At 38.3% G+C, this 26,644-nt stretch carries 25 protein-coding genes and 1 riboswitch; of the genes, 1 reads left to right on the top strand and 24 read right to left on the bottom strand.

What is annotated here, in order from left to right:
* Window positions 1–386: 386 nt before the first annotated feature.
* The 23 genes from ASU02_RS06590 to ASU02_RS06480 form a co-directional block, all read right to left on the bottom strand.
* Window positions 387–1,052 (bottom strand): MarR family transcriptional regulator, encoded by a 666-nt coding sequence (locus ASU02_RS06590; protein WP_057762206.1) that lies wholly within the window; start codon window positions 1,050–1,052, stop codon window positions 387–389.
* Between the two features lie 428 nt (window positions 1,053–1,480).
* Window positions 1,481–2,608, bottom strand: coding sequence for a TcaA NTF2-like domain-containing protein (locus ASU02_RS06585; RefSeq protein WP_057762203.1), 1,128 nt, complete (start codon window positions 2,606–2,608; stop codon window positions 1,481–1,483).
* 516 nt (window positions 2,609–3,124) lie between these two features.
* Window positions 3,125–4,483, bottom strand: a complete 1,359-nt coding sequence (locus ASU02_RS06580; RefSeq protein WP_057762199.1) for a sensor histidine kinase — start codon at window positions 4,481–4,483, stop codon at window positions 3,125–3,127.
* Window positions 4,474–5,142: a response regulator transcription factor gene (locus tag ASU02_RS06575; RefSeq protein ID WP_057762197.1), complete on the bottom strand. Its 669-nt coding sequence runs from the start codon at window positions 5,140–5,142 to the stop codon at window positions 4,474–4,476. The genes ASU02_RS06580 and ASU02_RS06575 overlap by 10 nt, the downstream gene beginning before the upstream one ends.
* A gap of 14 nt (window positions 5,143–5,156) precedes the next feature.
* Window positions 5,157–5,906 carry a lantibiotic immunity ABC transporter MutG family permease subunit gene (locus ASU02_RS06570; RefSeq protein ID WP_057762195.1) on the bottom strand — a complete coding sequence of 250 codons (750 nt, stop codon included), beginning with the start codon at window positions 5,904–5,906 and terminating at the stop codon, window positions 5,157–5,159.
* Window positions 5,906–6,661 carry a lantibiotic immunity ABC transporter MutE/EpiE family permease subunit gene (locus ASU02_RS06565; protein WP_057762193.1) on the bottom strand — a complete coding sequence of 252 codons (756 nt, stop codon included), beginning with the start codon at window positions 6,659–6,661 and terminating at the stop codon, window positions 5,906–5,908. The genes ASU02_RS06570 and ASU02_RS06565 overlap by 1 nt, the downstream gene beginning before the upstream one ends.
* A gap of 11 nt (window positions 6,662–6,672) precedes the next feature.
* Window positions 6,673–7,377, bottom strand: a complete 705-nt coding sequence (locus tag ASU02_RS06560) for a lantibiotic protection ABC transporter ATP-binding protein (RefSeq protein WP_057762191.1) — start codon at window positions 7,375–7,377, stop codon at window positions 6,673–6,675.
* Window positions 7,378–7,661: 284 nt separating this feature from the next.
* Window positions 7,662–7,762: riboswitch (SAM riboswitch) on the top strand.
* 518 nt (window positions 7,763–8,280) lie between these two features.
* A complete protein-coding gene (locus ASU02_RS06555; protein ID WP_057762187.1) occupies window positions 8,281–8,499 on the bottom strand; it encodes a hypothetical protein in 219 nt (72 codons plus the stop codon).
* A gap of 474 nt (window positions 8,500–8,973) precedes the next feature.
* Complete coding sequence (locus tag ASU02_RS06550) at window positions 8,974–9,339, bottom strand: cupin domain-containing protein (protein WP_057762185.1); 366 nt, start codon at window positions 9,337–9,339, stop codon at window positions 8,974–8,976.
* A 174-nt stretch (window positions 9,340–9,513) separates the two neighbouring features.
* Complete coding sequence (locus tag ASU02_RS06545; RefSeq protein ID WP_057762183.1) at window positions 9,514–10,410, bottom strand: DUF2268 domain-containing protein; 897 nt, start codon at window positions 10,408–10,410, stop codon at window positions 9,514–9,516.
* Window positions 10,411–10,709: 299 nt separating this feature from the next.
* Entirely contained in the window at window positions 10,710–11,738 is a 1,029-nt protein-coding gene (locus tag ASU02_RS06540) for an NAD(P)H-dependent amine dehydrogenase family protein (RefSeq protein ID WP_057762181.1), read from the bottom strand.
* A 97-nt stretch (window positions 11,739–11,835) separates the two neighbouring features.
* A complete protein-coding gene (locus ASU02_RS06535) occupies window positions 11,836–12,684 on the bottom strand; it encodes a MerR family transcriptional regulator (protein WP_057762178.1) in 849 nt (282 codons plus the stop codon).
* A gap of 340 nt (window positions 12,685–13,024) precedes the next feature.
* Window positions 13,025–13,336 (bottom strand): DUF6092 family protein, encoded by a 312-nt coding sequence (locus ASU02_RS06530; RefSeq protein WP_057762176.1) that lies wholly within the window; start codon window positions 13,334–13,336, stop codon window positions 13,025–13,027.
* Window positions 13,314–13,838 (bottom strand): nitroreductase family protein, encoded by a 525-nt coding sequence (locus tag ASU02_RS06525; RefSeq protein ID WP_057762174.1) that lies wholly within the window; start codon window positions 13,836–13,838, stop codon window positions 13,314–13,316. The genes ASU02_RS06530 and ASU02_RS06525 overlap by 23 nt, the downstream gene beginning before the upstream one ends.
* Window positions 13,839–13,853: 15 nt before the next feature.
* Entirely contained in the window at window positions 13,854–14,717 is an 864-nt protein-coding gene (locus ASU02_RS06520; protein ID WP_057762169.1) for an NADPH-dependent oxidoreductase, read from the bottom strand.
* A 23-nt stretch (window positions 14,718–14,740) separates the two neighbouring features.
* The gene (locus tag ASU02_RS06515) at window positions 14,741–15,688 is read right to left on the bottom strand and encodes an aminopeptidase (RefSeq protein ID WP_057762166.1); all 948 of its coding nucleotides are present in this window, start codon (window positions 15,686–15,688) and stop codon (window positions 14,741–14,743) included.
* A 15-nt stretch (window positions 15,689–15,703) separates the two neighbouring features.
* Window positions 15,704–16,375: an AroM family protein gene (locus ASU02_RS06510; protein ID WP_057762165.1), complete on the bottom strand. Its 672-nt coding sequence runs from the start codon at window positions 16,373–16,375 to the stop codon at window positions 15,704–15,706.
* 48 nt (window positions 16,376–16,423) lie between these two features.
* Window positions 16,424–17,371 carry a DUF1177 domain-containing protein gene (locus ASU02_RS06505; RefSeq protein WP_057762162.1) on the bottom strand — a complete coding sequence of 316 codons (948 nt, stop codon included), beginning with the start codon at window positions 17,369–17,371 and terminating at the stop codon, window positions 16,424–16,426.
* Between the two features lie 22 nt (window positions 17,372–17,393).
* Window positions 17,394–18,455, bottom strand: coding sequence for a DUF917 domain-containing protein (locus ASU02_RS06500; protein ID WP_057762156.1), 1,062 nt, complete (start codon window positions 18,453–18,455; stop codon window positions 17,394–17,396).
* Between the two features lie 11 nt (window positions 18,456–18,466).
* Window positions 18,467–20,086: an OPT/YSL family transporter gene (locus ASU02_RS06495; protein ID WP_057762154.1), complete on the bottom strand. Its 1,620-nt coding sequence runs from the start codon at window positions 20,084–20,086 to the stop codon at window positions 18,467–18,469.
* 38 nt (window positions 20,087–20,124) lie between these two features.
* Window positions 20,125–21,057, bottom strand: coding sequence for a DMT family transporter (locus tag ASU02_RS06490; protein WP_057762152.1), 933 nt, complete (start codon window positions 21,055–21,057; stop codon window positions 20,125–20,127).
* A gap of 44 nt (window positions 21,058–21,101) precedes the next feature.
* Window positions 21,102–21,755: an aspartate/glutamate racemase family protein gene (locus tag ASU02_RS06485; RefSeq protein ID WP_057762150.1), complete on the bottom strand. Its 654-nt coding sequence runs from the start codon at window positions 21,753–21,755 to the stop codon at window positions 21,102–21,104.
* Between the two features lie 165 nt (window positions 21,756–21,920).
* Window positions 21,921–23,447, bottom strand: a complete 1,527-nt coding sequence (locus ASU02_RS06480; RefSeq protein WP_057762148.1) for a PucR family transcriptional regulator — start codon at window positions 23,445–23,447, stop codon at window positions 21,921–21,923.
* 359 nt (window positions 23,448–23,806) lie between these two features.
* Here ASU02_RS06480 and ASU02_RS06475 point away from each other — a divergent pair, with 359 nt between their 5' ends.
* Window positions 23,807–24,913: a thermonuclease family protein gene (locus ASU02_RS06475; RefSeq protein WP_057762146.1), complete on the top strand. Its 1,107-nt coding sequence runs from the start codon at window positions 23,807–23,809 to the stop codon at window positions 24,911–24,913.
* A gap of 274 nt (window positions 24,914–25,187) precedes the next feature.
* Here ASU02_RS06475 and ASU02_RS06470 read toward each other — a convergent pair whose 3' ends face one another.
* Window positions 25,188–26,423: a Zn-dependent hydrolase gene (locus ASU02_RS06470; protein ID WP_057762145.1), complete on the bottom strand. Its 1,236-nt coding sequence runs from the start codon at window positions 26,421–26,423 to the stop codon at window positions 25,188–25,190.
* Window positions 26,424–26,644: the final 221 nt, after the last annotated feature.

Below are 26,644 nucleotides of genomic sequence, written 5' to 3'. Positions count from 1 at the left end.
AAGCTGTCTGACTCTTAGCAGGGTAATACATTAACGAACTGGGGGTCAGACACCAGAAGGAGTTTATTTTATTTTCAATTAAAAACCCATACCAAGTACTACTGATATATCTCCGCAACGCATTAATATGAACTACTCTAAGATTTACACCCGTTTTCATCTCATTTCCATTCCTGAATAAAGTACCTAGGGAAAGTAAAATAAGCGGAGATTTTCCGGTTAAATACAAAATAGATCTCTTTTTGGGGTAAATAAGGGGAGAATTTCCGACTATTCAAAACAAAATCCACGATTTTTGCTTTTTTCGAGTCAATAGGCGGAATTTCTCCGTCTATTTAAGGTATCTTTTATTATAACTACTACATAAGCGGATTTTTTCCGACTATTTATCTGATCGGGTACTTAACCTGATTCCCCAACCGATAAGAGCGGACCCTCTTGATCCCAGATGCGGGAATCAACAGCTTTTTATCGACTAATTGAGTCAGTATTTTTTTTACCGTCTTATCACTTAACTTTAAATAATTACCCACTTCTTTAGGGGATATGGCTCCTCCATTTCGAATCGCTAGCCGAAGCACTTCCTTTTCAACAAAGGACAAAGATGTTTGGTCCAGTTCATCACCCAGCCATTGGCCAATCACTTGCTGAACAATCTGTTGGCATCGACGTGGCTTCTCTTTCACTTGGTCATAAGAAAAGCGGATCACGGTCCATCCGTCAATCACCAACTGGTTTTGACGTTCTAGGTTGTCGGAAAATTGCCATCTGCTTATGTTCTTTAGATGAGAACCATACCCATCAACCTCAAAACAAATCCGGATGGCGGAACGAATATAAGCGAAATCCAAATACCTTTTGCCATCTTTGAAATCATCGACTTCATATTCTGGATGAAGATACTTGAAATGGTAAAATAAAGGCCACCATACTTGCTTCAAAAACAGCATTTCAGCCTGATTGTGCCCCTCTTGTAGGCGCCGCAGCCGTTCACCTGTTCTAGCCTGCAAGTGAGAATTCAAAAAGGTCTGATATTCTTTTTCAAATCCCATAGCATCCTTCCTCCAATCCAATGCTCATGTATTTTCAGCACCCTCTATATACTAAAAACGATTTTAATAAATTTAGAAACCTCCATTTATACCATGATTGTATCAGCTTTATTTTGAACTTCGGACAGATTTTTAAAATTTATGAGTGTTTTGTGAGTATAAAAAAGAGGTGTATTCATTTGGAGAAAGTAAAAGGCATATAATGACTTGCGAAGCAGCAAATATAAAAAGAAAATTTAGAGAAGAGTTTGAGGATAAATCTATTTTCAGTTTAATAGAATTCCTAAATTAGTCAATCTATTATCCTTGCGATGTCCATTAAGAAAACATATTATTCTAGCCTCCCCCAGGCTTAGGAGAGGCAATTGGTTATAAATGTTATGAACGATTCATCGCCTCAAATGTAAGTGGTATTTATTCTATAATTATTATAACTCTACCGCTGTAATATAAAATTCTCCGTCAATTAGTTCAACTGTATATTTGCTCGTTTGTTTGGTATCACTAAAGCCCTTTTCAGGATTATCAATCGTATAATACTCATCCGCATTTACTTCATACTTCTTATCTGCTATTTGCTCTATTGAAATAAGTTCGTAATCAATTAAATCTAATACTATTCCGCGAGAATTTAACGATTCCATATAGGTTTGTTGCTCAGAATAGAATGCCGATGATGGATAAACATAATTACCAAGAGATGCCGTATCACCATCTGTATATGTTTGCAAATAATACATTAATAAGTAGCCGATTTGATCTCGTGCTGACTCTGCCGTATTGTTTGCCCCCTGGACAGGTACCTCATCTAAATCATTTTGACGATTATCTCCAAGTGTAGACGTACCTGCTTCCCCTTGATGCTGTTGTGTATTATCTTCCTCTGATTCTCCATATGGCGTAACTTCATCCACATCACCGTTAGGATACATGAATGATACGGTTCTATTTTTATCTATTATGATTGACCCTTCTGCTAGCCCATTCGGTCTACTTATATCGATTGCCCATACATCATCGTGAATTCTTGGCTCAGCAAAAGTATCGCCATTTTCAACTAGGTCTGAATAACTTGGTAGTCTTTTAGACAAACTAATAGCCTCATCTTTGGTGATACCATTAATTGAAACTTCTTTATCTTCTACTTCATTTTGAGAATCCTCTTGCACCTCTTGCTTTCCATTATCCTGTTTAAGTAACTTTAACTTAACTCCATATAGATTACTGATTTCTGTATTAAAGTGGAAAATATTATTTGCACCTGCCACTACCTCAAATTCCACTACATCACTTTTATCCCCTTGTCCCTTCGTTTGAATAGTATGAATACCGGTCGACATTGACATTTCTAAGGTTTCTGTTTGATTGTTTTTTACTTTCATCACTTCTTTATCGTCAATATATACTTTAACTTTTCCGATACCTGTTAATAATCCACCAGTCCGTTCAACACTTATTTTTACTTGTTCAAGATTTTCATCATTTACTGAATTAGAACAAGCAACTAAGAACATCATTAACATAATAAAATTAATAACATACACTACTTTCTTCATTCTTAATATCCTCCACTAAAATTGCTCTAATCTATAAAAATTAGCACTTTAAATCACCTAATAATTACCTATCAATATTATCCTAAAAACATATATTAATAAACAATATCTGAATACTATTTTAAAAATATGGAAATACATTTAAATTTAATAAAAAATGGTGCAGTAATTCGATGAAAAAAAGCCATAAGATGAAATCAAAAAAGCCATGCCCGTATATGGACATGGTCTATTTGTCATACATCCATAGTTTTTTATGGAGGGTATCGCTATGAACCTCTCCTGAAAAGTTTCAGGTATTTAATCTTTGAAAGTTTTACAACAAATGCGAATAAAATGCCAAAATTTTTTTACAATCCATCATGATCCCGGTATAGATACAAACTCATTTATGCTTTAATTGATTGATTGATTGATTACACCATCAATTATTAATTCAGATCCTGTCACAAATGCCGCTTTATCCAAAGCTTCGAATAAAACAGCATTTGCTGGTTTCCCTAAACGGCGTAATGATCAACCTTTTTCCCGAATGAGTACTGGCAATTCTACGAGAACTTCCCCAGAGTGATTCGCATTATTGCTAAGGATCATCCTGCCTTCGTGCTGCTTAACTATGTTTTCCGTGAACGTTAATCCCAGTCCATAATGGCTGTTATTTGTCCGTCCTTCGTTTTCAGTATAGAAAAGCTCGGTTCCTTTTTTGAGAGCTTCCTCTGAAAAACCAGGTCCCTTATCAATGATAAGGAATTGGATACAATCATTATCTTGCTTGATGATTAATTGTACTTTTTCATCCTGTGGTGTTCTTTCCATTCCGTTTAGTATGATATTATTTATCGCTCGAATGAGCAGATTTGCATCTATAAAAAGGCTAGTCTCCTTATCTGTAAAATCCTCAACAATTATATTATTACTCAGGCTTCTAATTTCGGCTTTCAGCTTATCCATAAAATCATTTATAGCTACTTCTTCTTTTTGCATATTTATTTGCTTGTTGTTCAAATTGATATCGATTACTTCCTGAATGTATTGTTCAACCTGTTGTATGGAATTCATAATGTCAGTAAAATTTTCCTTCATGTCGTCGGCTGCCATTACTTCTAACAGTTCGACATTCCCTTTGATCACGGTCAGTGGAATTTTTATATCATGGATTAAATAGCTGATTTGTTCTGCCTTTGAGTCTGTCACCTGAATTTCCTTTTGAATGGATTTAACCAGTGCTTCTGATAAGCTTTCCATTGCGCCCATTACATCTTTATACTCATTAAATCGAACATGTGGAAACTCGATATTCAGATCCTTTTCTTCTATTTTTCGAGCTACTTTAATAAGCTTTTGATTTTCTTGGATAATCACTTGCGAGAAGCTTCTAATGCTCCAGACTAAATAAATCATATAAAAGAGAATAGAAAGACTGGTTAGCCACACACCAGGGTTAGGAAATGCCTTTCTCCATTCAGCGTTTGCGAACTGAACTTTCAAGTTATAGTAAATCAAAATCGTTTCATTCTTACTATCATACCTGATAAAAGAACTCATTTTTTCCTTGCTGGGATTCTGAAAAGCTTCTTTTGCTTTTTCTTTATTTCTTCGACTCAAATTACTCTTTATCATTTCGCTTGTTTTCTTATTAAAAATAGCGTAATCCAGTTCAGGTGGGATGCTGCTGAAATCAATAGAATCCGCATGTACCACTTCATTTTGGATTGTTTCTGCCTTTTTTATCGGCTCGTTTGCCGGCAGTAACAGATGATGATTGATTCCCCCGATCGCAAATCCAACATTGATTAGCAGCACAATTAAACCGGCAAGGCCTAATTTTATAATGGATGTAACAAAATAAGCTGAAAATGTATTCTTTATTCCCATATATACCCCACACCCCAGACTGTATTGATGGGGACTAGATTAAATTGGGCATATTTCTTTCTTATTACCCTGATATGTTCAACAATCGTTGAAATTTGCGAATCACTTTCTATTGAATAGACGGATTCATAAATATCGTCTTTGGAAAAAATTTTCCCTTTATGTAAAGCAAGCAATTCACAGATTCTATATTGAGTCTTCGTAAAACTGACTTCATCCCCTTGGATGATCACTTTTTTTGCTTCTAAATCAAAAAGAATATCCCCATCAATAAACACGCTTTTGCTTCCTCTTTTTGGTCTGGATTCCCTTCGTAAATGGGCCTCAATCCGCGCATTCACTTCATGTATACTAAACGGCTTGACAATATAATCATCTCCGCCAATTGATAAGCCTTTAATAATGGAATTTTCATCACTTTTGGCTGTCATAAAGATGATGGGGATATCAATCAAAGGTCTAATTTTTTCACAAATTTTAAAGCCATCCTCTCCCGGCATCATTACATCCAATAAAATCAGATTATATCTATTTATTTCTTCTATCGTGATCTCTTTTATATTTAGAAGAGTAGTAACTTCATGATTTTTCATCTCTAGCATTTTCCTAATAAGCCTTAGAATTGCATCATCATCATCAATCGCTAAGATCCTTGCCATATTTACGTCATCCTTTAGTCGGTTGTTTTTCTTCCTGTCCATTGATTGATCCAAACGATACTTAGCACAATCATTCCTATTGTTAAAATAAGAAAGGAATAGCCTCCTATTACTAGCATCGGATCACTAATAAACGTTAAATTAGTTACGTATTCACTGAATCGGTTTGCCCATGCCCAAGGCAGGAACGCCCACACTTTTTCTCCAATTGCAGTTAAAGAAAGCGCAGCAATGATCAATCCTCCGAACCCGCATAGGCTGCTAATCCCGATCCCATACTTATAGCCAATCACTTGATAGAATCCATATTGAAATACGGAAGTTCCTGTAAAAATTATACCTGTTAAATAGTAGAGAGTGTAGGAAACTTCATCCGCACCAACTAGAAACGTTAAAGACAACGAATAGATAAATATCGTTAAAAATATCGCAGCACTATATGAGAAAATCATCATTGTTGTTTGACTCGTGAATGAGATGGTTTTACTCTGAATAACTCCGAGCATATTTTGAAAATGACCTGCTTCATTTTCAGAATCAGCCACCATTCCGCAAATAATAGAAATGATAACCGGTGTACCAACTCCTATTAATTCAAAGAAAATAACGTAGCTTGCTTCTGAACTTATCGAGTGATTCCTAGATAAAAAGTAAATCACCAATGCACTGGGGAAAACGAGTGGAACGCCCAAGTGTAATAACAGGAATAAACTTCGCTTTCTCTTTTTAAACTCAGATAGTAAGCATCTGTAAAATTGCCGCATTACTTCACCTCGATTTTATTAAACGACCGAGCAGCTATGAAAGTAAGAACTATAAAGAAGAGAATGCTTACTGCAAGAGCGATTGGAATGACTGAATAACTAAGCAGTTCATCGTTTGGCGGCAAAGGGATTCCGTTGGAGTGCAGTTTAGTTAAAGGCATTTGCACTCTTAAATGCCAGCTAAAAGGGATGAACCACCAATCTTCCGTAGGAGCAAAAAATGTACCCAAATTTAAATTAAGCATGCTATTCAATAATAATGTGATAAAGAAGTTCGTTTTTCTTGAAAGCCATAAACAAAATGGAACCTGCCATAGGGAAGTAATAAACATTAAGATAACTGCCAAAATATAAGAAGAGAGTGGAACTGCAGCTGTCTGGATCAGTAAACGGGTTAGGCTTATAGCTGCAACTAATAGAAATGAGCCTAGCACTACAAATCCGATTACTAATAAAACTCTGCTCATTTCCTTTTTTGAAAGATTAATTGGTAAAGCAATGATTGTTTTAAATTTGGTTGATTTTTTTTCCAGATTATTCAGAAGCCCTGCTGTAAGAGCGATCAATACGGAGAGCCATATGATCCCCCAATGATTGATGATCGTTTCTGCACTGAGACTTATAACATCTGAATCACCGCTAAGAAAATTAAAACCGATGGCAAGCAGTGAGCAGATAAGGGGAATCAGCAGCAGCAACTTCCTTATGCTTGTTCGTTTTATTTTAATGAATTCTGATTTCAAATATAAATACATCCGGCAGCCTCCTATTGTGTTCTATTTTTTCGTACAACATCAGTAAAAAGCGTTTCTAAATTTTCATAAGAATGGTATTTCCCTTCATAACCTAGTACCCCATTACTGATGATTCCGATATCGTCAGCTATTTGTTCCACTTCCGATAACAAGTGGCTTGATAATAGGACTGTAATGCCCTGCTGCGGAAAAGAAGCAATCAATTCTCTTAATTCTTGTATCCCAATAGGATCTAATCCATTCGTTGGCTCATCCAGGATTAATAGATTGGGATGATTCAAGATCGCAAGGGCAATGCCAAGACGCTGCTTCATTCCCATTGAAAAATCCATCACTTTTTTATTTTCCGTATGGGTTAAACCGACAATATCAAGAACCTCTTCCATTCGCTCTTTTGGCAGCCCAAGAATGGTATTAATAACCTCTAAATTTTCTTTAGCCGTTAAATTCCCATAAAGTGGGGCATTTTCAATTAAAGAACCAATATGGGCTAAATCCTTTCTAGTCCACGGATTTCCATTAAAAATGACTTCCCCAGATGTTGGCTTCAGCAGACCCGCTATGAGCTTTAGCATCGTGGACTTCCCTGCCCCATTTGGCCCCAACAAACCATAAACAGTGTTCTTCCTTACATTGATTGATACAGCATTTAAAATGGAAGACCTCCTGAACTTCTTGGTTAGCAGTTTTGTTTGCAGAATATACTCCTCATTCATATTTATTCACTCCTTTATAAATGGAGTGTAACAACAAAAAATCAAGACTCTATCAACATTGCAGATGATTTATTAATGATTATTAAAATCCTGAGTAATCATCTGTCTAAAAAAAGGCAGAACAGCGCTAATTGACTACTATTATTCTGGCAAAAATATCCCTTTACCATCCATGAATCCGAATTCCATCCCTTCCATGCAAAGATGCACTTATTTTTAAAAATCGAGTTGATAATCGGCCTTTTATCGTGTAAATTGGTTAATAATTTAATAACTTCAAAGTTTTCTTATCCAGCGAGGTGGAGGGACTGGCCCTTTGGAGCCTCGGCAGCGGACTTTATAAGTACTGTGCCAGTTCCAGTAGCCAAATGCTACAAGATAAGGAGAGCAGACCATTCATGTATGTAATCAGCCCTCTTCTTATTTTCAGGAAGAGGTTTTTTTGTATTTAATGCTCTGATTTAACTGTATGTTGATTTTTGAGTGTTTGAGAAATAAACGGAAAAATTCCGTTTAAATTGGGAAATACCCATATTTTTTTAAAAATAAAGGGAGTTTTTCCGGTTATCGTATCCAAATCTTTGGATTTTGTCTCAATCTAGCAGTTAATCGGAATATCTCCGCTTATTACTGCTTCTCAAGCTACCTTTCTATAAAATAGCCGGAAATTCTCCGCTTATGAATTCTTATACAAAAACACGAAAATCAACTATGAAAAATAACAGAGCGATAAAAAAATTGGAGGGGATAAACATGTGAAGTGAATACCATTTTGTATAGTATTCACTTCACATGTTTAGGCTATTTTCGTATAGATGGTTATTTCCGTGTACGAAAAAATATCATAACCGTTGAAATGATAAAAGGAGCAAAAAAAGCGTTTGGAATAAAACCCAAACGCTTTTACCATTTATTGTTATTATGCATATTTCTATGTATGTAATCTCTACTTTTGTTTGAAGACCACTGCCCTAAAAAAGTAGCCAGAATCATAAAAATCCCACCAACAGCAAAAGCAAGCATATATTGACCCATAAAAAATAGAACAAAAGAAGCTACAAGCGAAACGATCATTACAATCAGTATCCAAGTTATTAGTTTACTTTTCTTCTTCTCATCCAATTGAGCCCCTCCTTATAATAGTAATATTTTAACATCTTTTCTAAATATAAGGAAATTAATCCCTAATAAATGAAGGACTCAGTTTAAAAATAACTGCCTATTAGAAACGGAATAAACTAACACATATAATTAAAATTGTGGTTTAACTAGGAGAATCACATCGATTAGACAGAACGTCTGACGCAGGGTGCAGCAAGTGTTGTTGTGTTTTAACCTCCAAATACCGGATTATATGACTGGGGGAATGACGATGCATGGATTTTGGGTTAATGAGTGTTCGATTATGGTATGGATTAGTTTTACTCGAGAAAGTATTGATTTAAAATAAATGAATGCAGTGAACCAAGGAAAAGCCGTATTTTGATTCAAAGTTTGATCAAAATACGCTCTCAATGTATTTATCCATTTATAATAAAGAAATGATTCTTACAACCTGTGTTGGACAAAATCGCCCCTTTTCTTAAAGGAGTGTTATTAGATCCAAACATTGTTTTCAGCAGTCAATTTTCCTTTTGTTTCACCCGTATTAACAACACCTCTTGGCTCCACTATCATTACATGACATTCCATTTCAGCATAGGGCTTATGCTCCGCACCTTTTGGAACAACATACATTTCTCCTTTTGAAAGCTTAACCTCGCCATCACGGAATTCGATGACCATTTCACCCTCGAGTACGATAAATACCTCATCAGTATCTTTATGATTATGCCATACAAAATCCCCTTGAATCTTGACTAGCTTAAATTGATAGTCATTCAATTCACCAATGACTTTAGGAGACCACTGCTCAGTAAATTTCGACAGCTTTTCGCTCAGATTGATTGGTTGATACTCCATTTAATTCCCTCCCCGTTCTTTTGTACAATTCTATATTATCAGAGTACTATCAAACGTAGTTTCAAATAATCAATCTTTTTTATAAAACCACAGATAACGCATTGCTAAAACTGCTGTAGCGATATTTAATTTCTTCTTGGCTGTCCTAGTCATGCCTGCATTCGTACAAACAGATTACTTAGAAAACAGCCTACAATTATTTAGTATTTCATCTGTACTAAGTAAAGATGCTTCTCTAATGCCCACGTTATTCTCTTTCATAAAAGACTGTACTGCTTGGTATCCTACTGCATAGCCCGCAAATGATGATAAGCCAACAGGTTGATAGCCTTGTTCCTTTGCAATGGTGTCACCAAACATATAACTGCTGACCTCAGCAAAACCTTTAACATCTAATGCATCTTTTATTACTTCTTTTGAGTATTCGAAGTCCTCTTTATCAAGAGACGTTACCCAAGGCCCTAAAAGAGCTTCTCCATAAAGTTCTTTTGCAAAAGACTCCGCTAAGCCTTCTATAATTAAGTAATCACCAACCGTTACGTTCCCATGATCCCAATCAAAATATGAAAAACGAATGTTATGATGAAATTCATGTGCAATGACGGCAGGTAGTCTTGGAATGTTAAAGGAATTGGGATATATAGATACTTGAATAAATCCTGGAATTCCTCCAAATCCACAATAACCTTTTTGCAATTCTAGCTTTTTCGGGTCAGCTATATACATTCCAAATCTCAATTCATCCGCATTTATCTTTAAATGATTCTCTTCAATGAAGGCAACGCAATCCTTCAAAGTGTTTTGCGCCGTTTGAAGAGCTTGAATTTCTTTTAATTTCTCTAGTGCCCTTCTCCCCATTTCAGTATCTGATACGCTAAGATACCCAAGCATTTTTGTAGCCATCATTACATCATACCCATTCGGCTGCTTTGCTTTTAATGGAACATTAATCGTATTCCACATTTTTTCAAACGGCTTCATCATTGAGTAACGATAAAAATGTTCTCTATCTTCCTCTATTGCAAACAAATTTTCATATTGCTCCATTGTATCCTCTATTATTATTTTCATTCATGCCACCCTTTTTTGATGATTTGTAAAAACTTCAAACCTTCACAATACAATTGCCACTATAAAGGATTACGCAACGTAAAAGTCAATAGGTAGTGGTTATTAATTTTCAATATGAATGAAATTAATGTTTTAAAAGAAGCATATTAATTGAGGGGACTTTCACATAAGATTCTCCCATTTAAAGTATGATAGGTGTAATCTATGAATAGAATGATGGATGACAAAAAGGAGAGCTGTTCAAAAAAAAGAACAGCTCTCCTTTGTTTTTCAACTCTATTAATCTAGTGTCGCCAAAACTAATCTTTATAAAAATGAAGTGGATAGGTACGATAGCTTGCAACTGGCATCTTTTCAGTTGTATAGAAGCCTGGAGCAGCTTTTAATAAATCTGGGATTCGATTCACAACTGTTGCGCAGGTTAATTCGACTGTTGCTGGATTTGAAATTTTCACTACGGTTTCTGGCTCACCTTGAATGACCCAATCATTACAATCCGTTTCACCTTCAGCATACACTTTGCCGATACATTCGCTTACAATCACCGGACCTTGATGGGTTACAGTGGTCACAACAGCTGACATTCCTGTTGCATGTCCAGCAGGAATTGTTTTTCCTAATGTTTCTGAATATAAACCTTCGTTATGAATCATTGGCACTAATTTCTGATTCTGAGATTTAATCGTCCAGCCAAATTGCGAACATAGCCATTCATTTGAATTTCTCATAAAAGATGGAAGATCATTATTACTAGCAATTTTTCCCTCAAATTCTTCTAATGATAAACCTGCTCCATGCACCTCGGCGAGAGCTATTCCGTAATGCTCAACATTATAGCTGGATTTCCCTTCAATGCGAATAATATTATGTGTAGCACCAGCTAAAGTTGTAATTAAGTTACCCCAGAATACATCCTGATAGCCAGACCCTGTTAATGTACAATGATGATCTTTTGCTAAACGGTCTAAACGGTTGGTTATTTCTGGTGAAGTAGTCCATGGATAAAAGGCTTCTTCACAAGTAGAGATTGCATTTACGCCGTGACGAGCAGCCAATTCAAAAGCATCAACTGTGTCAGTCATTAAGCTCTTCGTCATAATAATACAAACATCAGCATCCGTTTCTTTAAATACTTCCTCAGCATTCCTTCTAATAGGGATATTTAGTTTAACATCTAATCCAGCAACTTCACCCACATCCTTACCGATAATAGCTGGGTTCGAATCAATTGCTCCAACAATTTCTGCACCTTTTTCATATAAATAACGCAAGCTAACCATACCCATTTTTCCACAACCATATTGAATAACGCGAACTTTTTCTAGCATCACTTATTCCTCCTTGGTTTGCTCAGTATTTCACATGTTTGTATACATGTAAGAGAATTTCTATAGTTTTATCGTAAACCTTATTGTTACAATAAGGTCAAGCACTAGTTGATTTTTTTTTCACAGGAATTTGTAGTTTCATAATCATCTTACGTTCATACTGTGTCCAGTACGGCAATTCCACAATAACTTCACAAATATAATCTCCAGCAATTTCAAGCTGATTTTCCACAATAAAATCGATTAATTTAATGGCATACTCTTTCTCCTGCGAAAAGTGATCACAGTAAATCGATACGTATTCATGTGCAGGCAAAAGCTCTATTCCCTTTACGTCGGAACAAACTGCATCAACAAACATGAAAATCTCTGTGGATGTTAGCTTCCGCTGTTTAATGGTTTCCATACGAGTTATCGAGCCTACATTACAAAAATATGAAGTTGGGAACTGATGAATAAGGGCTAAATCTCTTAGCTCCCTTAATATAAATTCATATGTTTCTAACTGATCTTCATAAATATCTCTTTTACCGTCATAGCAATAAATGATTCGTTCTGGGAGATATTCCCTCTCAACTACCCCCATTTTCGGGATTTGCATATATGTCTTATAGTTTTCGGCTGCTACCTTTAGCGTTTTTTTCACTTGTGCAAGCTCATTCATTTTTTGGTCAATCAATTGAAATTGTTCATCAAGAAGCTTTGGCATTGAATCCGCATCTTTTTCTGCAAAAACTTTTTTTACTTCTTGCAGTGTAAACCCCATATTCTTTAAATACTTTATAAAATCAAGACATGCGCATTGCTTAATACTGTAAAAACGATAATTTGTTTCTGGATCAATATAACATGGTGACAGTAGACCGATTTTATCATAATGATGTAAGGTTTGAATCGTAATATTGTTTAGCTTTGCCATTTTCCCAATTGGAATCTTATCTCGCATTGTTAAACCTCCTCGCTGTCTATCAAAGTAGAAAAAATAATTACTTTTATTATGACAGCTAAAGAGTATAATTTTACCATATTTTTTGAACATTTTATGGAATGGATGTAGAGTGACAATATAGTAGGAGTACCCGAATTTAGAGTAAAAGGGAAGTAATTTGGCTTACTTCCTCCGTTACGTCATATGCTAATCTAAAAAATAATGATGGAGGGAATGGCTATACGGAGTGCACATACGACAATGCAATCATCAGGCAACTTAACATGCTGCTAAATCAATTAGAAGGACAGATAAAAGGGAACACAACATTTCGAGATGCTGTGTTCCCTCAAAAATCCTATTTATTAACAGTAATATCTACAAGATTTAGAATCGATTCATCCATTGCCTTACCAAACTCGTCTGGCTCGGTCATCGCTTTCCACCTGGCGTTTCTTACAGCTGCTAAGCCTTCCTCGAGTGCCTCATCCTGTATTCCTGCTTCTTTCAGCAGGTGCAGCGCTTTTTCCATTGAATCGATCATCCGCATCGGTCCGTAGCTATGAGGCTCTCTATATAATCCTTTTGCGCTCGTTAATGTATAGGCAACATAATCTAGAAGCTGCTCTTGTAAAAGCTGGGCAGTCTTAGTATTTTCCGTAGTGTTCATAGGAAATTACCTCCTCTACATGCTTGCTCGTTTTGGGACGCGGTGGCATATCGGCATAGCCTAGGCTTATAAGAAGCTCTGGTTCTATTTCATGAGGCAGGTCAAGGATGCGTTTAATAGATTCCTTATGGAAGGAGCGTACAGGGCAGTTTCCTATCCCTTCTGAATGGGCAGTGAGAAGAATATAGGCTGCTGCTATCCCGAGATTCACAAAACGCAGCACTTCTTCCGAATCCTTCCCGCCCCGAATGAACGACTCTTTTGCATTGGAGCATAGGACAACGATCGCTGCAGGGTTTCCTGATAATCCAGGGGCAAACCGTTTCATGTTTTTTATTTGTCTTTCATCCTGGACGATCACAAAATGAGATTCTTGTGCGTTACTTCCAGAAGGACTATTTAGTATTGCATTTTCGATGTCTTTCATTATTTCCATTGGCAATCCACGCGGATCAAAGGACCTGGTACTTCGCCTTGTTTTAACGGCTTCTGTTACTTCCACTCTATTTCACTCCCTTTACCGTATTGGAAATCCTAGCTCTTCAAGGGTTTGTTTTAGATTTTCTCTTAGGCTTGCTGAAACAGCAATTGTTTCAGGGCGAGTGCATCGCCGGGCTGTGTGCTCACACCAGCCGTAATCCACCCCGTGTTTTTCGGGTTCCCCCGCTAAGGAAACTCTGCGCCCATCATACGTTTTTCGTGAAATCATCGTTTGGTCATATTCATTTAGATATTGATCTCTATCTTCTGTAGAATAGATCTCATCATGAACGGTTAGTTGTTCGGGAAGCCGTGGCTTGACCCCTCTTCTGACACCCTCTCGTTCAAATCCTATAGCTAATCCAGCTACCGCAAACACACCCTCAGGAAGTTTCAATTCATCTGCCACAGCTTTTGGATCATTCCTGATAGAACCAACAGGAACACATGCTAGTCCAAGGGATTCAGCTGCAACTAAAGCATTTTGTAAGGCTAATGAAGCATCAACGGCAGAAAGCAGAAACATCTCGAGTGTCTCAGCGGCAAATGTATAGCCTTGTTTTGCTGTTACATATTTTAAGCGATTAATATCTGCACAAAATACTAGAAATACTGGGGCTTCTCGAATAAAATTCTGATTGCCGGATAATGTGGCTAACCGATTCTTCCGTTGTTCATTTTTGACGATAATAATACTGTAGGCTTGAAGATTGGATGAAGTTGGCGCACTGCGTGCAGAAGCTGTAATGGCTTGTAAAGCCCCTTCTGGAAGAGGCTTTGGCAAAAATCCTCTGACAGTTTCATGGCTAGTAAGAATCTCAATTGTTTGATTGAGACAATCCTTAGCCAAATGGAGTTCTTCTAATTCTAATCGATTGGAAGCATGGATTGGATTAGACATGTTACATCCGCCCTTTACTACACTTAGTTTTTAAATTCACCTTTTTCCATGAGCAGTTCTTCATTTATATAGATATCGGGCTGTTTGACTACCCCATCTATATGCACGCCCGCTGATACGTTTCCGCCGAAGGTATTGTTGCTGCCAAAGGCAACATGAATGGTTCCGTAAACCTTTTCATCCTCAAGCACGACACCTGTAATACGGGCTTTATTATTTGTACCAATTCCAAATTCCCCTAGAAGTCTGCCGTTTCCTTCACCTAATATCTCTAGTAACTTTGCCCCTTCCTCTCCCATCGCCTCAACAATCCGTCCATTTTCAATAGAAAGAAGGACTGGTGATTGCAGTTTGCCGATGCCTGCAATTGAGCCGTCAATTAAGATTTGCCCGTTTGCCGTCCCCTCGATAGGAGCGATGTACGCTTCTCCGGATGGCAGGTTTCCTGACTCTCCAGCATGTAAATACATCCCCGTACTCGGGATGCCATCACGTCCTGAAATGGAGAATGAGAGTGAGTATCCATCCTTCTCAATTCTTACTGATTCCCCTTTAGTAAGGATGTCTGTCACACGATCGGTAAGTACTTTTACTTCTGAATAATCAGCGGAAATCGCTCCCTCTAAAAACATGTCTTCAGTAATACCCGGCATTGTCGCTAAGCGAGTACCTGAAGCAGCTGCTTTTTTCCTTGCTTTTGTATGGGTGAGGGAATGCTCGGTAATGCATATCACCACATCTGCTTCGATCATGGCAGACGCAACGGCAGCTGGCGGCTCTTCTCCAGATCTTTCTCTTTCCTGCATGACTAACAGCATGGATTCAGCCCCAAGCAGCTTTCCAGCTTCGTATAAGGATTCAGCGAGCTCCTTTTTGACATCATCTGCCACGACAAGGAACTGTTCATCTTGTTTAAGACCCAGGCAGTTCGACAGTACATTTTTGCTTGTTTCAATCAATTGTTCTTTCATTGCTACCATCCTTTTCTATATCATTTCTGAAGTTAATTTTGCCACGATGGCATTTGATAAAATGACAGGAAGTCCTGTTGCTTTTGAAATCATTTCACGCGCCTCTTCCGTGTATCCCATACAGTCTAGTAAAATAATATCCACTTTGTTTTTAAGGTTTTCTGCCGCTTCTGCATAGCCTGCTTGATCATGATGATAGGGAGAGGCTACAGCGAAAAATGGCTCTAAGCCAAAAGGAGAAAATTTTGGATAGAGTGATTCCTTTTGTTCACTAAGCGGGACGATGACTCCAAACCGGCGGTCTCCAACCATTGCTTTTACGGTTGGCGGGATCACATGATCGGGTTCAATCAGATACGATGAAGAAGTTGTCAGTCCTGGAAAAACGCCTGTACATAGAAGAAGAATCTGTTCAATGCCTTGCTGTTCGAGATAAGTTATTTTTTCCTGTAAAATAGGTTTAATTTTTTCACGAGACATCACGACTGATTCATTTGTCACTAAACGAGAGGTTAATACATAATCACCCTTCTCAGGGTACAAAGTCTCTTCAATATACTCTTTCGACATCCCATCCAAAACACCTACCTGCACCAATTCGGCACGCCCATCTAAGTACTTTTCAATAATTGGTGCAACATCTGTACGCGGTGCCTGTCCGATGGTGATCATTCCTAGCTTTTTCATTTTCTACACCCCCTAGAATGGAAAAAGGAGGGCACAGCCCTCCTCTTTTTATTGCTGAGCAGTTTTTTGCCCTAATGTTTGTAATACTTTCATTGAACCGTATAAATCTGTGATTCTATTAAATTCATCGTTGCTGTAAAATTTACATGTTCCATTTGTCGCTTCCTTTGCCACTTCCACTGCAAACCGAACGGCATCCGCGATGTCTGTTTCATGACTGGCTCCTGTTCCGCATCCAGGAACTATTGATTGCGCTGTAATGGCTACACCTACGACAGGCGAATCGGTAGCGACCGCTGGCTGCAGGATTGAATTAATATGGTAGAGGTCATTTCCATATGGTGTGATGTCTTGAGTTGTAATTGGGAAAGTAACAGGCAATTGACCTGTTGTCATCTCCATAATTCTTAACAGGTCATCACTTACGCGCAGAATATACCCTTCCTTTACAGTTGGAGAAATCGCAATTCCTTTATGATTGACGACACGATTCCCTTTCGTTGTATCAATAGATAAGACTACTTCCATTTCAGGCAGCACTTCATATTTGTTCATTGTTAAAATATCTACTGGTGAGTCCATGAAATCAACCGGATCATGCGGCAGGGTTGGCGCATCTGGACAGATATGAGTAGTAACCAATACATCTCCAAGGAGTGTGTCCCCTTTTGCTTGCATATCGGCAAGCTTCAAGGCTGAAGCGACCGCTGCAACAGCTCCGTCTGCATCTGATACAAGACCAATTCGGCTAGGGCGGGCACCAATGCCTCCAAGACGACCTATAATACCAACTGTCGGTGCATTTCCACCTTTACTTTTCCCATCAGACCCTGGGATAACAACTTTAACAAAATCCGTGCTTCCCTTTTCACCTGTAACAGTCTGAACCGTTACTTCAACGTTTTTATACAGACTGAATAATTCCTTCACCTTTTCTCCAGTTACGTAAGCACTTTCTAGAGATTCCATCACTGTTAATGTTTGCTTAAGTACCATTTAAAACCTCATCCCTTCTATTTTAGAAACTGTATTCAAGAATCGATTTCTTAATAATTTCTTCTACCGGCTTCATCAATTTTTCATTTCTCATCGTGCTGCTCAAAATTAGATGTTCCTTTGGTACGGCAATGACGGCAATTTGCTGGCCTTTTTGAATGGCTGCTGAGACAATTGGTTCTGCGGTCCTTGCATCCAGCGTCATGATTAGGTCTGGAAACGTGCCAAATCTCTCGCCATTTTTTTCAATCGTCATATATTCATTCCAGAAGGTCATTTCAAAAGCATCATTAATCGTTACCGTTCCAACATCAAATCCTCCAGTTGTTTCAAGGGTAAAATCGGTTACAAGCCCCTCTGTTACCACTTTCCCTCCAAGCTTTTGCACAACCGCATCAATTGCAGCTTCTCCTGTATGACTTAGCAATGCTTGTCCAACCTCAATGGCCTGCTGGATGGCTCCTGCTGCACCATTTGCCTTTGCATAGGCGGCAGTAATTGGATTTCTCGCAACCGCTAATAAACCTCCAGCTTCAACAGAAGCTTTACGAATCAACGTTGACGCTTTATCCAGTGATCCTGAAATACTCAATTCCATATAGTTTGAACCTTTCCCGCCAACAGCTGCTTGATGGGAAATATACTTCTCCTGCTCAGATAGATTCATCGAACCCATTGAGCCTGTTGGATGAGCTCTTCCATTGCAAGGGATATCCACGACTGGAATGCCTGTTATCGCGGATTGGAACCATCCATTCACTGTCGTTCCGGCACCATTTTCATTGGTGATAATTCCTTGAATCGGTTTTCCGATCTTTTGAGCAAGAATTTCAAGCGCTTTTGAATAATGAATCGGTTTCAAAAAGGCATCCTTTGCCGCGGGAGCCCCAACTAGTGACACGGTTACAAGCAAATCTTCATCCTGAACCTCATCTTCAGTAAGGAGGACCGGCTGGCCAATATCAACTGCAAGCCTGCCGATTTGGAGGCCTTCTTCAATCCAGCCTCCTCCTCCGCCTCCTAAGACTGCGCCGCCATAGACGGCATATTCCACCATTTTTTTGTCTAATTGAATGTTTGCCATTTTAATTCTCCTCACTTACCCATTTTAAATATGGAATTAAAGAAGCTATATAATGCATCACCCGCAATAAACCCTGCTGCTAAAATACTCATTGGTGTGTCTGCTTCTTTTCCTTTCGCTTTTCTCCAGATGATGCGAATGAGAATCCCTGCTAAAACTGCAAAGCCTGCATAAGGAGTTAAGATTAATAGACCTGTCGCGAGCATGACCCCTAACTGACGGCTCGGTCCGCCGATCAATTGAATGATGGCACCTGGAATTGCCCATAGAAGCAGCTGCATAGCTACGTCTTTAGATGTTCCTGCTTCGATGGTTGATACATAGACAGCATCAATTGGCGGGACTAAGTTTTGTGCAAAATAGCCTTTGTACGTGACAACTACTGTTAAAAGCGCTACGCCAAATGCGATCATCGCTGTAATGTATTGCTGCTTTCTGCCCTTTATTTCAAATTCTCTGTCTTGTCCATTTCCACGCAGAATATGACCTGTTTTAAAGTCATAACCCATATCCGCAAATGCCGGACCCGTTGCTGCACTAAAACCTGCAAGCAAAGCGAGTGCTAGCGGCGGAAAACCAACCATCATCCCAATCAGGAGTGTAATGAAGGCTACGGCAAAGGCAGGGAACCAGCCGGAGTGCATGGCGGCAATTCCGACAATTAATTCATGAACGAAGGCTGCAAAAGCTGCGAATAGCAAGAATCCGATTAACATGCCTGGAGACATATCAGTAATAATTCCAGCTGTAAGAGCGATGATCAAAGCAATGACAACATAAACGATAAAACCTATGCCTAATGTTCTTCTTGCCTCTTTAATTGAACGAGTTAAACCCGCTTCATCTGCCGTTTCTAATGCTGCTGCCACCTCTTTATTGGCATTCTTTGGTGTTTTCTGTTTTGAAAAAATCAGCATGGAAACTTGAACCAGTGCGACGATACCCGCTCCAACCATGATTCCATGGGGGATATATAATGCATTTACATCGATGCCAAACACGGGTACCGAGTATTGGCGAATCAAAAGTCCAATCCCAAACATGGAAAGCGCCCAAATATTCCCGATAAAGGCAACCCCAAACGCTGACATAGGAATATGGAGAAATGAACCGATGATCCCGATTCCTGTACCTAGACCAAGAAGACCTGCGCGCTTCCCGCCTTTATCTCCCGCTATAATCGCTTCTGCTGTTGCAACCCCAGGCGCCCATGTTCCTGAAGCAGGAAATAGCTTGGAGTCAAATATTTTATAAAGAATACCAGCATCGACAAACATCGCTAATGCTGCACCGATTAACATTGGAACAATTAGTTCCGGAGCTCCCATCAGGAAGGGAATCCCAATCGGAATTAATAAACTATTAGCTGCACCGAATGTGGCTGCAGAAATAGATGTTTGTACTAGGTTTTGACGGTGCATCGATTTGTATCTTTTAAAAAGATTCATCGGGATTCTAGCAATCAGCATCGCTAGAAGAGCACCAATGATAGAAGTATTCGGTGTTACACCGAGGCTAGTAATAATCTGCATTCCAATGATTGCCCCGAAAACGGCTGTAACAATCGTCAAAATAAAAGTAACTGGCTCAAAAATACGCGGATGTTTTTTTTCCTTCTCTTCTTGATTCACCGAAATTCCCCCTATAAAGATAGATGTTGGTTCATTTTCTAATCTAATTTTTTTAATGTCTCTTCCATTCCATCATTTGTTTTAGACAATGTATGGTTCGTTTGTTTTTTACTAAAACGTCTTATCTGGACAATACTTATAAGAATTCCGGTGAAAACAAATACAGCACCAACTATTTGCTGAAATGTTACGACGTTCTGGTAAATCCAATAATCAAGCATCATCGTCATTAAAGGCTGTAAATTCAGAATAACGGCGGACTTTACAGCACCTACTTCATTCATTGCCTTATTCCAAAGAATGGTCGTAAGCCCTTGTCCAATAAGAACGGATGCGGCAGCAAAGGCCCATATAGAAAGGGAATGACTCCAATCAATCGTGGTATTCGCTGCTATAAAAGGATCGAATATAATTGCACTGATCAGAAAACTGTAGGTCGTAATGATAAAAGGTGATAAACGCTTTGAAAGCAAGCGGACAAATATAAGATTGCATGAAAATGTAGCTGTTGCACCAAACAGAAGGACATCCCCAATATTGAATGCAAATTGTCTACTCACTGATAGAACTAAATAGATTCCAAAGATAGCGATTAAACTGCCTAGAATCATTTGTATGGTTATCTTTTCTTTAAGAAAAACAGCAGCTAGTACAGCTGTAATTAAAGGAGCTAAGCTAAAAATTAACGAAGCATTCGTAGCTGAAGAATACTTCAATCCAGTAAACAAAAAGACTTGATTTGCGACTAATCCTATTAAACCTGCCAAGCAAAAAAGCAACAGCTCTTTACGTGTAAGCCGAACATAGGACTTCGTAAGGAATGCCACAAAACAAAAGAAAAGAGAAATAACTGTTAAACTAAAGGCAGATAGAAATAGTGGCGTATATTCTTTTAATAAAAATTGACGAGCCAGGTAATTTCCTGCCCAAATAAACACACAGAATAAGAGAATTAAATAGGATTTGTTCAACGAACAACCTTCTTTCAAAGCAGCAAGTCTAACCTAGCAATCAATTATCCTTTGGAGGCTGGCAATTGCTTATAGAGCGCTGCGGCAAACATTCCCTCTGCTTCGACTGCATCAATAATCGGGACGTCTAATTCTTCTCTTAAAACATTCGCTAATCCAATCGTCGAAAAACCAGTACATGCAAACAAGATGACCTTTGCTCCCTGATTGATCAGTGTTTTAGCAGCATCCAGCCCTTTATTGCGGCCATCAGGGCTCAATAAATCAGTTGTATTCCTTACCCCTTCTGGTCTTTGATAGCCCGTATACAGTGGACCTAGAAGACTTTCTATGACTGCTGGAGGTTCATCTGTTATTCCAATCACACCAACGGGTTCACCAATTGCTAATGCGGCAAGGGCAGCTGAACTGCCAGCCCCGATGACTGGGATCGATACTTCCTTTCGAAGTTCGGCAACAGCCGGGTCAGCTGCACAGCTGATCACAATCACATGGCAGTCTTGCTGTTCAAGCTCCTTGCCCAGCTTTACGATCTTAGGAATAGCCACTACTTCTGTTTCATCATTAAAGATCCCCAATGGCTGATCCGGTATACATTTTGTTACCGTTGGAACTTCATAGGTTTTGGTAATAACATTTCCATGCTGTTCAAGAATTTCTTGATCATCAGTTGTAAAAACACGGATAATACCAATCATCCATTCGCTCTCCCTTCATTAACAGATTCACCAAAAATAATTCTGAATTCATTCAAATCATTGAATATTTATAATTTTAATGAAGTCTATATTTTTAAACAATGTCCGTCAGATATAAAAAAAATGGGAGACTATTATGCTCTGCGCACAATAGACCCCATTCAACTAATCCTTTTTTAACAGGTAATACACAAGACAATAGTAATACTCAAATCTTTTTTGATGATTATCTAAATCAATATCAGACAGCTGCTTAATTCGATCAATCCGATATTTAACTGAATTTCGATGTATAAATAATCGTTTAGCTGTTTCTATTAAACTGCCGCCCGTGCTTAAATAATGATATAAGGTGGGCAGCAGATCCATCCCATTCTCTTGATCATATTTATAAAGATGTCCAATCCTTTTCTCTACATAGGCATCCATATCGACATATTCAGATGCATCGATTAATAAATCCAATATTTCTATTTCCTCATAGGTAAATAACCTTGGATTCAAATTCATTCTGGCCCCAATCATGAGTGCTTTTTTTGCTTCTAAATAACTCCGATTAATGTTCCATAATTGTGTTTTCCCACCCAGGCCAAGACGAATCCCTTTCCAGTCATTCATAAAAGGAATAAGGATTTCATTCCAGCAAAAAGACAGGTTTGATTGATGTTTTGGATCTGCATCAAGGCTTTTTGAAGCTAATAATAAAATGTATTTATCCCCTTGCCTGTGAACATGCGATTTCACACGCAATTTTTGCGACTCTTGATGAATGAGGACAGTAACTTTATCGATGAATAAGGAAATGGATTCGCTATCAGACTCAATAACCGCAATTTCCCAATCAACCTCTGAATTAAATCCTAATTGACTGCCTTTATTGATAATGACTTGTTTGGATAGGGGAAGGCCACTCAACAGTTCATCAATAAAATCCCCTCGGATTTTTTTCTCCGTTTCCAAGGCTGTTTTTCTTCTCATTAGTTCCAGAGAAAAGACCAGCCTTGCCTGCTCCACGCAAATAAGCTCCAATTCATCTAATGCTTCCTTTTCGATAAAGAGCCTTCCTTCTACTTGTTTATCAACTGTAATATTCCAAAACTTCGTCTGACTAGAGAGTTTATCTGCTGTATCTGATGGTGATTGAACAATGGTTTCTCCAGACTTATCTACTAACCAGATGGAGGACTTTAATAATCCTGCAACATTATCAGCAACCGCTTGAATGCCCTGATTTTCTAATACTAATGTCGTCAATCGTTTGTATATTTCTTCTGATCGGCGAAGAAGAGAGCCTTGTTTATCAATAATCTGCTCCATAACCGCATTGGTAATATCCATATATGGAATATTGTTAGGGAGCTGAATAATAGGCAAATGATAATTATTGCTCATTTGGAGCATCTCTATCGGCATATCATGTAAAAATCGTTCCGGTTTAATGGCTAATGCAGCCGCATTTGCCTTAGCCAGCTCTTCTACTAATTTAGGCAATAATGTGGGATCATGACGAATCGAGTAAGCAGTCGTTAGTAAAAGCTCTCCTTCTCGCAGCCACCCTTGTACATCCGGTACTTCCATAATATCTACAAACTTAACCATCCGATTTAATCCCTTTTCCCCGCTAATCACCTTAGCCTCTTTTAGAACGGGAAGGCGAAGCAATTCAGATAATGTAATACCAGCAGGATTCATTTTTCTCCCCCCATTTCATTTTTAAGAATTAAACTATTAGGTTTCTCTCTGAATAAATATTATATTACCAAAGTAATCATAGTTTTAAATAGTTTAACATTTTAAGGAGTGAAAAAAAATGTACTATTGGACATGTTTGATTTCAAGGGAGAATGGGAGGGTGTGGATTCCAAGCATGCGGGAAAGTAGAAGCTTATGTTTATTTTTACTTCATTTAATATATGCCCCCACTTTTACTTTTACATAATTACCCAATACCCCCTATTAAAGGATTCCAACGATAAACAAAAACTGTGTATAATTAATTTCATCTACGTTTTTACGTTAGAAACATTAGTTTTAGGGAGCGAAGAAAATAGATGAAGTTAATAAAAGGAATTATAGTGGTGATCATTCTATTATTCATGTTATTCATGGGTATTGCGGTACCACTTGCATATATTGGGACAGCTGTCTTTTTACTTGGATTATTTTTGTCAAAGCAAAAGAAGAATGGAAATATCATAGTCAAGAGACCAGGTTTAATTACTGCAGCAGGATTAATCTTGTTCTTAATTTTAGGCCTTACCTTTGTTGACACAACGGAAACAGCAGATACAAATAACAGCAAGCAGCTAGCAAGTAAAGCTGAACAAAAAGATGCCGCTGAAAAAGAAGCGGCAGAAAAAGCGAAGAAAATAGAAGAAGAAAAAGAGAAAGCTGAAGCAGAACGTTTAGAAAGAGAGAAGCAGGAAGCAGAACAGAAAGCAAAAGAAGAACAAGCTAATAAACTAGGTTTAGAACTTGTTACGATCAAGAGAGTCGTAGACGGAGATACATTCATAACCTCTGATGACAGAAAAGTACGCTTAGTAGGTGTGAATACACCTGAGTCTACAACAAAAGTAGAGGAATACGGCAAGGAAGCAAGTAAATATACCACTTCAAAGCTTGAAGGGAAACAGGTTTATTTACAAAAGGACGTTTCAGATAAAGATCGCTATGCTCGTTATCTGCGAATTGTTTGGTTCGATATTCCAACCGATGATATGGATGAAAATGAAATTCGGACAAAAATGTTTAATGCCGATCTTGTTTTAAAAGGATATGCAGAACCTTCAACTTATCCACCTGACGTGAAATACAGTGATTCCTTTGTAAAATTTGCCCGTGAAGCGCGAGAACAGAATACCGGATTATGGGCATTAGGAGCAGAAGGAACAACAAAAGGAGACCTGGACTCCAATACAACAGCATCCAGCAGCAATACAACAGCTTCTTCATCAAACAGCACAAATAACAATACAAATTCAAGTACCAGCTCAAATACAAACCATTCTACTGCCGTCCCTTCAAACACCGGCAGCGAATCATATAAAAACTGTACGGAATTAAGAAAGGTTTATCCTGACGGGGTTGCTGCTGATCACCCAGCATATGAATCTAAGCATGACAGAGACAAAGACAACTGGGCTTGTGAGCGATAAATTAAAATTAAATCTTAAGCCATCGAACAACAGATAGGAACAAGCAGCACCTCGATATATCTAATCGAGGTGCTTTTTTATGTTGATTCATATAATTTTTTCTAGTTACGAATTAACCTTATTATAGTAAAACAATACTCTTAAGACCGTAAGTACTCCACCGTTTCCTCAATAGTAAACTCGTATGCAACATGCATTTTTCGCGGAGGGACTCCCATTATAGGCAGGTTTCTTCCCGCTTCCCACTCATATACCTTACTTCGATCAAAATTCACTAGGAAATTACTGCAAGTTGAAGCACAGCCTCCTCCAAGACATCTATCCCCAATAGAATATCATCAAGTTCAGTGAATTCATCGGGATGATGGCTAAGGCCATCTACTGATGGGACAAAAATAAGACCTGTGGGACATAGCTTTGTCATGTTCATCGCATCATGACCAGCTCCACTTGCCATTACCTGGTATGAAAGACCTTTACTCTCACAAATGGCTTGCGTCATATCAGTTATTTCTTTAGATAGTAATACTGGTTCTTCAGAAATAATTTCCTTACTAATAATCTCGAGATTTCTTTTCCTTTCCACTGATTGAATGGTTTGGAATAGATGGTCTAATACCCTCTGTCTTGAATCTACTGAAGTTGATCGAATATCCACTTTGATTTCTACTTCACCTGGCACCACGTTCATTGCTCCAGAAGGAATATCAACAACACCAACAGTAGCAACCGTTCCATAATCTTGTTCATTTACCGCTACATTCTCAAGCTCCAGCGCGATTTCGGAGGCACCAAGAAGAGCATCTTTTCTCATATTCATTGGAGTTGTCCCAGAATGTGAAGGGGTTCCAATTATTTTTATAGAAAACCTAACTGGTGCCGCGATTCCAGTAACAATCCCGATCTTCTTATCATTACCCTCCAATACAGGACCTTGTTCTACATGTAATTCTAAAAAAGCCTTGATTTTTTCATCTTTCCTATTCGCATATTCAACACTATCAATATCAAGCGCGCAAAAGGATAGCGCCTCTTCCAATGTAATGCCATCACGATCTTTTAAATCCCTCACTTTTTCCTTGTCAAATAGACCAGCCATCGCTTTGCTTCCTACAGTTGATACACCAAATCTAGAAGACTCCTCACAAGCAAATGCAATCACTTCAATGGGATGGTCTGTTTCAATGCCTTTTTCATTGAACCGTTTAACCACTTCCAATGCAGCAGTCACACCGACTGCTCCATCGTACTTCCCCCCTTGATAAACCGTATCCAGATGGGATCCCATTAACACAGGCGGAAGACCTTGTATTCTTCCTTCTCTTCTCGCAATCACGTTTCCACACGGATCCATCCGAATGTCTAATCCTTCTGCTTTACACATACGCATAAAAGCGTGTGTACAGGACTGTTCTTCATTTGTATAGGCAACTCTTGTAATCCCCTTGTCACCTGAATTATATTGATTGATTTTATCAAAAAGTATCTGATATCTTTCCTTGCTGTCCATACAGATATCTCCTATCTTATCGTTTATAGATTCTATTTCTTCTATTATACAAGCTTCATGATACTATTATCATCATATAATCATCTCTACGGGAAGTGTGTTTTATTGAGCAACATGAAATCGATACCCAAAAATTGCTTGTATCAATGAACTGAGACAGACAACAAAAAAGTAAAATCCGGCACTGGATTCATAGGCCGGATCAAATATATATATAAAAC

The sequence above is a fragment of the Cytobacillus praedii genome (assembly GCF_001439605.1).
In the GTDB taxonomy this organism is placed as follows: Bacteria; Bacillota; Bacilli; order Bacillales; family Cytobacillaceae; genus Cytobacillus; species Cytobacillus praedii.
Note: the sequence above shows the minus strand (reverse complement) of the source record. Positions and strands in the feature narration are given on the sequence as shown.